Annotated in this window: 7 protein-coding genes; 2 read left to right on the plus strand and 5 right to left on the minus strand. The window is 67.8% G+C overall.

What is annotated here, in order from left to right; translation table 11 throughout:
- Position 1: 1 nt before the first annotated feature.
- Complete coding sequence (locus B4A39_RS12290; protein WP_292036823.1) at positions 2 to 1,138, minus strand: cysteine desulfurase family protein; 1,137 nt, start codon at positions 1,136 to 1,138, stop codon at positions 2 to 4.
- Positions 1,135 to 1,605: an Rrf2 family transcriptional regulator gene (locus tag B4A39_RS12295; RefSeq protein WP_292036824.1), complete on the minus strand. Its 471-nt coding sequence runs from the start codon at positions 1,603 to 1,605 to the stop codon at positions 1,135 to 1,137. The genes B4A39_RS12290 and B4A39_RS12295 overlap by 4 nt, the downstream gene beginning before the upstream one ends.
- Before the next feature lie 161 nt (positions 1,606 to 1,766).
- On the opposite strand from B4A39_RS12295, the gene B4A39_RS12300 reads away from it, so the two are divergent.
- Entirely contained in the window at positions 1,767 to 2,417 is a 651-nt protein-coding gene (locus B4A39_RS12300) for an alpha/beta hydrolase (protein ID WP_292036826.1), read from the plus strand.
- Between the two features lie 7 nt (positions 2,418 to 2,424).
- Here the strand turns inward: B4A39_RS12300 and B4A39_RS12305 are convergent, their stop codons facing one another.
- From B4A39_RS12305 to B4A39_RS12315, 3 genes are all read right to left on the minus strand, one after another.
- Positions 2,425 to 3,402, minus strand: a complete 978-nt coding sequence (locus B4A39_RS12305) for a TerC family protein (protein WP_292036829.1) — start codon at positions 3,400 to 3,402, stop codon at positions 2,425 to 2,427.
- Between the two features lie 144 nt (positions 3,403 to 3,546).
- Positions 3,547 to 4,494 carry a DMT family transporter gene (locus tag B4A39_RS12310; protein WP_292036842.1) on the minus strand — a complete coding sequence of 316 codons (948 nt, stop codon included), beginning with the start codon at positions 4,492 to 4,494 and terminating at the stop codon, positions 3,547 to 3,549.
- A 5-nt stretch (positions 4,495 to 4,499) separates the two neighbouring features.
- A complete protein-coding gene (locus tag B4A39_RS12315) occupies positions 4,500 to 5,642 on the minus strand; it encodes an anhydro-N-acetylmuramic acid kinase (RefSeq protein WP_292036831.1) in 1,143 nt (380 codons plus the stop codon).
- A 184-nt stretch (positions 5,643 to 5,826) separates the two neighbouring features.
- Between B4A39_RS12315 and tyrS the strand changes: the two genes are divergently transcribed.
- Positions 5,827 to 7,019: tyrosine--tRNA ligase (tyrS, locus tag B4A39_RS12320; RefSeq protein WP_292036833.1), on the plus strand; the 1,193-nt coding region annotated here is incomplete at its 3' end.

The following is a 7,019-nucleotide window of genomic DNA, read 5'->3' on the forward strand; positions in this document are numbered from 1 at the left end:
CTTACGCGACTTCCTTCACGCGCTCAGACAGGCGCGCTCTATGCTTGTTCCAGGCCGTGACCCAGGCCTCGGCGAACCGGTCCCAGTCGGCCTCGGTCGTGCCCCAGCCCCCGGAGACGCGCACGCCTCCGGTCGCGAGGTGATCCAGACCCATGGCGCTGATCGCCTTGGACGGCTTCACCTTGCCCGACGAACAGGCCGAGCCGGCCGAAACCATGACCCCGACCAGATCCAGAGTGATCAGCTGTTGCGGGCTGTCCCAGCCCTCGATGGCCATGAAAAGGGTGTTGGGCAGGCGTTCGACCGCACCGCCGATGATGGTCGCGCCCGCCGCCTTGACCCTGGCCTCGGCCGCATCGCGCCAGGCGACGTGCGCCATCGCCTCAGCGAGATCGCGCGCGGCGCAATCCGCCGATGCTCCGAAACCTGCTATGCCCGGCACGTTCTCGGTCCCGGCGCGCAGGCCGCGCTCCTGACCAGCCCCGTGCAGGATGCGCACGGCGGCGACGCCTTCCTTGAGCACCAGAGCGCCCACGCCCTGCGGCCCGCCCAGCTTGTGTGCCGACAGCGTCAGGCTGTCCGCGTCCAACGCCCGCACGTCGATCGGAACCTTGCCCGCCGACTGGATGGCGTCGACGTGCAGCCAACCGCCCGCCGCGCGCACCAGGACCGCCGCCTCGGCGATGGGCTGGATCACGCCGCTTTCATTGTTCGCATGATGAATGGCGACGACCGCGCGGCCCGGACGTTTCAGCGCCTCGGCCAGCCAGCCCAGATCGACCACGCCGTTCGCATCGACCGGCAGCACCTCGACTGGCGCCCCCGAAACCATCGCCGCCTCGGCCACGCAAGGATGCTCGGTGGCGCTGACGATCAGCCGCTCGCACCCCGCCGCCAGGGCGCTGACGATGGCCTGGGCGTTGGATTCCGTGCCGCCGGACGAAAAGACCACGGCGGTCGGGTCGGCCCCGACCAGTTCGGCCACCTGGGCCCGCGCTGTCTCGATCCGCGCCCGCGCCCGACGACCCGCCGCATGAACCGCCGACGGATTGCCGTTATCGGCCAAGGCCTTGGCCATGACCTCCTGAACTTCAGGACGCACCAGTCCCGACGCATTGTAATCCAGATAGACGCTCACGCCGCCGCCTCCATGCCTGAGGTCGCCGGGGCTGCGCCCATGCGCGCCTGGCCGGTGCGGTTCTGGATCACGTCCTCCAGACTGACGCTGGCGAGATAGCGATGGATTTCCTGACCCAGGTCCTCCCACAGATGGTGGGTGATGCAACGCTCGCCCTTGATCATGCACCCCTTGGGCGATCCGGCGCCGACGCAGCGCGTGGCGCGGATCGGCTCATCGACCGCCAAAACGATCTCGGCCACGGCGGTCTCGCAGGCTTCGCGCGCCAGACGATAGCCGCCGCCCGGACCGCGGACGCTCTTGACCAGGCCGCTCTTGCGCAGCCGCGCGAACAACTGCTCAAGATAGCTGAGAGAGATTTCCTGACGCGTGGCGATCTCGGCCAGAGACACCGCCCGGTCCGCGCCATTGCGCGCCAGATCGGCCATCGCCATCACGGCGTATCGTCCCTTTGTCGACAGGCGCATGGAATGCCCTCAAAAATTTCACGCTTTTCGGGGCTCATGTGTTAGAACCCGCGCCCTCGCAGACAAGTGCGCCACGCCGAGCGGACTTAGAAAGTCCTACTGCGTTGGTCAAGTATTGTCCGCCCGCGAAACGACAGTTGAAGACAGGATTCCTCTGATCCATGCCTGAAGTCATTCTTCCCGGCGCCTCGGGCCGCATCGAAGGCCGCTATTCGCCCGGCAAGCGCCCCAATGCGCCGATCGCCCTGATCCTGCACCCGCACCCCAAGGCGGGCGGGCACATGAACAACCCGGTGGCGGTGACGCTGCACCAGCTGTTCGTCCAGCGTGGTTTCGCCACCCTGCGCTACAACTCGCGCGGCGTCGGCAAGTCGCAGGGCGAGTTCGACAGCGGCATCGGCGAATTGGCTGACGCAGCCACTGCTCTGGACTGGCTGCAGGCCAACAACCCCGCCGCCACTCAGACCTGGGTCGCCGGCTATCAGTTCGGCGCCTATATCGGCATGCAACTGCTGATGCGCCGCCCTGAAACCGACGGCTTCATCTCCGTGTCGCCGCCGTCGAACATGTACGACTTCAGCTTCCTGGCGCCCTGCCCGGCTTCGGGCCTGTTCCTGCACGGCACCGCCGACACCGTCGTGCCGCCCATCGAGGTCGAGCGCGTGGTCAACAAGCTGCGCACCCAGAAGGGCATCGTCATCGACTACGAACTGGAAGAGGGCGCGAGCCACTTCTGGCAGGACCACATCGGCGCGGTCGAGCGTCGCGTCGGCGCCTATCTGGACAAGCGTCTGGAAGAAAACCCGGCCTGATCGAACGTCATGTGTCGACCCGGGTTTCGGCCCGGGTCTTCCACATCGACCACAGGATACCCGCGGCCAGGATGGCGGCCGTCACGCCGAGCGAGATCGCCGGCGGAAACTTCTCCAGCCCCATCAGCGGCGCGGCGATGACCTTCCCCCCGATGAAGACCAGCAGGATGGCCAGCGCCTGCTTCAGGTAGGCGAAGCGGTGGATCACCGCCGCCAGCGCGAAATACAACGCCCTCAGCCCCAGAATGGCGAAGATATTGGACGTGTAGACGATGTAGGGGTCCGTCGTGATGGCGAAGATCGCCGGCACCGAGTCCACGGCGAAGATGACGTCTGCGAACTCGATCGTCACCAAAGCCAGGAACAGCGGCGTGGCTCGCCAGACCCACTGGCCGCTCGCATCGCTCTCGCGCACAAAGAACCTCGCCCCGTGCAGCTGATCCGTCACCGGCACGCGCCGGATCAGCCAGTTCATCAGGCCCCGCCCGGCTGCGGCTTCATCCTTGGGACGGGTCGCGATCATCCGCCCGCCGGTGAAGATCAGGAAGCCGGCGAAGACATAGAGCGCCCACTCGTATCGGCTGACCAGCGCCGCGCCCGCCGCGATCATGATCGCCCTGAGCACGATCACCCCCAGCACGCCCCAGAACAGCACCCGATGCTGATGCAGGCGCGGGATGCCGAAGGCGCTGAAAATCATGGCGATGACGAAGACATTGTCCATCGCCAGGCTCTTTTCGATGGCGAACCCGGTCAGATAATCCAGCCCGCTGTCCGCCCCCAGCCGAATCCAGACCCAGACCCCGAACAACAGGGCGACGCCGATATAGAAGGCCGACAGCAGCAGGCTTTCCCGCACGCCGATCTCGTGGGCCTTGCGGTGCAGCACGCCCAGATCGAACGTCAGCAGGGCGACGACGGCCACCAGAAAGGCCGCCCACATCCACGCGGGCTTGCCCATCCATTCGACTGTCAGGAACTCCATCTTCGCCTCTGGACCGTTCACGCCGCCGGCGCCCGAACGGACGACCGGCGCGGCCCGACATCACGACCTGCGCCGCCAGAGGGGCCCGGTCCGCTAAGGGATCAACGCGACATCGGCGAAGGCGTTCAGAGTTTCCCCTGCGACCTAGTGATCGCCTTCCGCCGCCGCCAGCGCCGCCGGGCGATGCGCGCGAACGCACCAGATGACGCTGACCACCATCAGGATCATGGCGACCACCTCGATGACGGTCGGACCGCGCCCTTCCCACAGGAAGCCGTAGAGGAAGGCGAACAGGGTCTCGGACACGATCATCTGGCCCAGCATCGTCAGGGGCAACAGACGGCTGGCCTGGTTCCAGAAGGCGTTGCCGATGATGGAGGCGAAGACCGCCACCCCGATGCTGACGCCCAGGAACCGCATCCAGGCCTCGCCGGACCAGACGCCCAGGGTCAGAGCCGCCGGCAGGGCCAGCAGCAGGGCGAACCCGCCCGTCACCACCCCGGTCAGCAGCGACCAGTCGTGCGGCGAGACCGCCGGCAGCCGCCCCATCCAGCGGCTGTTGCCGACCGCAAAGGCCGACCAGGACAGCAGGGCCGCCAGCGCACAGGCCAGACCGATCAGGGTCTGCACGCCGTCGTGGCCGCCCGCGCCTTGGCTCAACGATTCCCAGCCAATCAGACCGACCGCCAGGGCCGCGACCGCGATGGGCGGCGCCACGCGCGCCAACGGCGGGGAATCCTTGTCCTTCAAGCCCCACAGGGCGACCACGACCGGCACCATGCCGACGATCAGGGCCGAGGCGCCGACGCCCGCGAAATGAACGCTCACCACCAGGAAGACGAAATAGACGATGTTCCCGGCCAGGCTCAGCCAGGCCAGCGCCCGCCACGCCTTCCAGTCCAGCGCCGCCGTGACCCGTCGCCAGCGCGGCGCGATCAGCAGGGCGGCGATCAGACCATAGGCGAGGTAGCGCCCCGCCGTCAGCATCATCGGCGACGCCTCGGGCGCCACCTTGGGCGCCAGGAAGACCAGCCCCCACAGGGCGCCCGCCGCCGCACCGCTGGCGACGCCCCAGAACCGCTGGGACTGCATCAGGCTCACTGCGCGCCCGGCTCCACGATGCGGCCGCCCGTCATCGGCTCAGGCACGCCGGTCGTGCCGGGGAAGCTGATCGGCAAGCCCAGCAGGCAGCGCGCGGCCAGGAAGGCGAAGGCCTCGGCTTCGATCGAGTCGCCTCGCCACCCCTCGTCCTCGGCGGTCGTCACCGGCACGCCCGCGCGCTCTCGGATCGCCGCCAGCAGAACCGGATTATGCCGGCCGCCGCCGCAGACCACGACCTTGGCCGGCTTCGCCGAACAGCGCGCCACGCCCAGGGCCACGGCCTCGGCGGCGAAGGCGGTCAGCGTCGCCGCCGCGTCTTCCAGCGACAGACCCGCCGCCGGGTCCAACGAGAAGTCGAACCGGTCCAGAGACTTCGGCCCTGTCGCCGCGAAATAGGGATGGGCCAGATAGGCGGCCAGCACAGCCTGATCGACCGTCCCCGCCGCCGCCAGTTTGCCGCCCTCGTCCATGCGCTTCCTGCCGCGTGACTGGACCAGCAGATCGACCATGCCGTTCGCCGGGCCGGTGTCGAAGGCTTCCAACCCGCCATCGGCGCGGATCAGGGTGATGTTCCCCACGCCCCCCAGGTTCAGCACGGCGACCGGCCCGCTCAGCCCCGCCTTTCTGACCAGGGCCGCGTGATAGACCGGGGCCAGCGGCGCGCCCTGCCCGCCTGCGGCCACGTCTGCGCTGCGGAAATCATGGGCCGTGCGTACGTCCAAGCCTTCGGCCACGCTCAGGGCGTCGATCAGTTGCACCGTGCGCCCCGGCAGTTCCGCCGTCGGCGCCTCATGAAGCACGGTCTGGCCATGCACCCCGACCAGGTCCAGCGAACTGGCCTTGACCCCGTTCACCGCCATGAAGCCGAGCGCCGCCGCCAGATGGGCGTCCGCCACCGCCATGCGGGCGTCCTCGAAGCTGTCGGGTTCTTCCTCGTCGCGCTCCCAGTCCAGAGCGTCCTCGATGGCGTCCTCGACGATGGCGCGGGTCTCGGCGTCCAGCTTCATCTCGCCGGCCGGACCGAAGCTGATGATGTTCTCACCGTCGGTTTCGATCACCGCCATGTCCACGGCGTCGAGCGAGGTGCCGGTCATGAAACCGAGCACGCGAAGGGTCTTTGTCGAGGGAGAGATCGTCATGGCGGGTTGACTGCCACGTCGCGCACGCCGTAGCTAGCGCCCATGATCGCCGTCCGCGCCATTTCCGGCCTGTATTACCGTTCGCTGAGCTAGCGAGCGGCCGCGATCTCGTGCCGCCTTCGCTGGCGGTGCGACTTCCTCGACAAGGAAGACGGCCGCCGGCATCCCTGCTACGGAGCCGTCCATGACCGACCAAGCCTTCAAGTCCGACTTTCTCAAGACCCTGCAATCGCGCGGCTATATCCACCAGGTGACCCACCCGGTGGAGCTGGACGAGGCCGCCTCGAACGGGATCGTGACGGCCTACATCGGCTTCGACGCCACGGCGCCCAGCCTGCACGTCGGCAGCCTGATCCAGATCATGATGCTGCGTCGACTGCAGCAGGCCGGACACAAGCCTGTCGTCCTGATGGGCGGCGGCACCACCAAGGTCGGCGACCCGACCGGCAAGGACGCCTCGCGCCCGCAACTGACCGACGAGACGATCCAGGCCAACATCGCCTCGATCAAGACCGTGTTCGAGAAGTTCCTGACCTTCGGCGACGGCCCGTCCGACGCCGTCATGGTCGACAACGACGAATGGCTGTCGAAGTTTGGCTACGTCGAGTTCCTGCGCGACTACGGCACGCATTTCACGGTCAACCGGATGCTGAGCTTCGACTCGGTCAAGCTGCGCCTCGAGCGCGAACAGCCGATGACCTTCCTCGAGTTCAACTACATGCTGATGCAGTCGGTGGACTTCCTGGAGCTGAACCGCTCGCTGAACGTGACGCTGCAGATGGGCGGCTCGGACCAGTGGGGTAACATCACCTCCGGCGTCGATCTGGTGCGCCGCGTCGATCAGAAGGCTTCCTTCGGCCTGACCACGCCGCTGCTGACCACTGCCTCGGGCGGCAAGATGGGCAAGACGGCCCAGGGCGCCATCTGGCTGAACGCCGAACAACTCGGCCCCTACGACTACTGGCAGTTCTGGCGCAACGCCGAGGACGCCGACGTCGGTCGCTTCATGCGCCTGTTCACCGACCTGCCGCTGGACCAGATCGCCCTCTACGAAGCCATGGAAGGCGCCGGCATCAACGAGGCCAAGAAGGCCCTCGCCGACGCGGCTACCTCGATGCTGCACGGCTCGGAGGCCGCCCACACCGCCCGCGCCGCCGCCGAGGCCGCCTTCGAAAAGGGCCAACTGTCGGCCGACCTGCCGACCGTCGAACTGCCCCGCGACGAGGTGATCGGCGCCATGGTGGCCGCGGTCGTCACTAAGGCCGGTCTGACGGCGTCCAACGGCGAAGCCCGCCGCCTGGCCCAGGGCGGCGGGCTGCGGTTGAACGACGAAGCCATCGCCGACGGCGCCCGCCTGATCGAGGCCTCCGACGTCAA

This window comes from Brevundimonas sp. UBA4553, assembly GCF_002387245.1.
Taxonomy (GTDB): domain Bacteria; phylum Pseudomonadota; class Alphaproteobacteria; order Caulobacterales; family Caulobacteraceae; genus Brevundimonas.

Coding starts and splice junctions, on each gene's coding strand:
- B4A39_RS12310 (WP_292036842.1), bottom strand. CDS start 4,494: ATGCAGTCCCAGCGGTTCTGGGGCGTCGCCAGCGGTGCGGCGGCGGGC.
- B4A39_RS12295 (WP_292036824.1), bottom strand. CDS start 1,605: ATGCGCCTGTCGACAAAGGGACGATACGCCGTGATGGCGATGGCCGAT.
- B4A39_RS12300 (WP_292036826.1), top strand. CDS start 1,767: ATGCCTGAAGTCATTCTTCCCGGCGCCTCGGGCCGCATCGAAGGCCGC.
- B4A39_RS12315 (WP_292036831.1), bottom strand. CDS start 5,642: ATGACGATCTCTCCCTCGACAAAGACCCTTCGCGTGCTCGGTTTCATG.
- B4A39_RS12305 (WP_292036829.1), bottom strand. CDS start 3,402: ATGGAGTTCCTGACAGTCGAATGGATGGGCAAGCCCGCGTGGATGTGG.